We start from the raw sequence: 1608 nt of genomic DNA on the forward strand, positions 1-1608 counted from the left end.
CGGTCAAATGGCTGCGTACAGCGATTGGCCGATAACAACTCTCCGCGCGACAGCGCCAGTTTCGCCTTCGGAGTGAGATCCTCGCCGGTATCACTCATCGTTCAGTTCCTTCGCAAGTTGCAAAATCTTGACATCGAGCTCGACCTCCTCTCGCACGTCTCTAACGTCTTCTGCCACCTTCGATCGGCTGGCCAGCAGGCCGCCCGCGAGCGCGCCGAGCCAGGGCACCGCGGGCACGGCCACCAACGCCCAGTGAGAGCGTCCATACAGCACGCCCAGCATGATCGCGATCCCGGTGAGGCCAAGCGCCAGTAGCAGCGAGACGACGGCGAGGACGCCAGCACATGCCTGGACAAGCAGCCCCTTCCCGACATCGGCCATCTCGCATCTGAGCAAGTCCGCGTAGTTGGCCAAATGCCGCATCACCAACTCCGGACGCTTCAACATGGTCTTAAAGATGGGATGAATCATGTGGAGCTCGCGGCGGTGACAGTCCTCAAGATGGCGCTGACATGAAACGCGCGCTTGTCGTGCAAACCATGCGGCTGGCGTAAGCGTTCCCGCACACAAGCGGTTCCAGATCGGACCCCAATAGCGGCCCCTGGCAATTCGCGCCATGGGGTTGGAATAAGGACCACCTGATGCGACGATTTCCTACAGATGTGGGGACTGAGTGACGCCTACGCTCGCGCTCCCTCCGAACGAGACCGCCATGGCCACCAAAAAACCCCCCACCCCTTCAGCCGAACTCGATGCGGCACGCGCCGCGGCACGAAACACCGACAGTGGTCCCGCCACGCCCGCCACGCCCGCCACGCCCGCTGCGGGCAAAGGCGACCCGCCCGTCCAGAAGGCGATCGACACCCAGACGCTCGCGAGCGGCATGCCGGCCAACCCGAACAAGCCCGTGGAATACGGGCAGGCGAATGCGCCGACGCCGCCGGTCGGCGCCAGCGTGACTCCTCCTTCGAAGTTGCCCACCGGCAGCACGCTCTCCGAACAGAACTTCTCAGGCAAGACCGGCACCGTGGCACTCGAAGGTGTCAATGCCACGATCGACACGCTCGATCGYGTCCGGGTGGACTCCAGCGGGCAGGTGCTGACCACCAACCAGGGCGTGGCCATTGCCGACAACCAGAACTCGCTCAAGGCGGGCGCGCGCGGCCCGGCGATGCTGGAAGACTTCATCCTGCGCGAGAAGATCACGCACTTTGACCATGAGCGCATTCCCGAGCGCATCGTGCATGCGCGTGGATCGGCTGCGCACGGCTTCTTCGAGTGCTACGAACCGCTGACCCAATACACCAAGGCTGCGCCATTCAAGGCGGCCGGCAAGATCACGCCAGTCTTCGTACGCTTCTCGACCGTGGCAGGTGAACGCGGCTCCAAGGACACGGCGCGCGACGTGCGTGGCTTCGCGGTCAAGTTCTACACCGACGAAGGCAACTGGGACCTGGTCGGCAACAACATGCCGGTCTTCTTCATCCAGGACGCGATCAAGTTCCCGGACCTGGTCCATGCGGTGAAGCCCGAGCCGCATCACCAGATGCCACAGGCTGCCAGTGCCCACGACACTTTCTGGGATTTCGTGTCGCTGATGCCCGAGTC

2 protein-coding genes are annotated in these 1608 nt (G+C 63.5%); one reads left to right on the forward strand and one right to left on the reverse strand.

The window, feature by feature from the left end:
* Window positions 1–90: 90 nt before the first annotated feature.
* Window positions 91–471: a hypothetical protein gene (locus tag AC1DY5_RS54930; protein ID WP_478122580.1), complete on the reverse strand. Its 381-nt coding sequence runs from the start codon at window positions 469–471 to the stop codon at window positions 91–93.
* Between the two features lie 241 nt (window positions 472–712).
* On the opposite strand from AC1DY5_RS54930, the gene AC1DY5_RS54935 reads away from it, so the two are divergent.
* Window positions 713–1608: catalase (locus AC1DY5_RS54935; protein WP_478122581.1), on the forward strand; the 896-nt coding region annotated here is incomplete at its 3' end.

Source organism: Variovorax sp. P4_D9, from assembly GCF_056401695.1.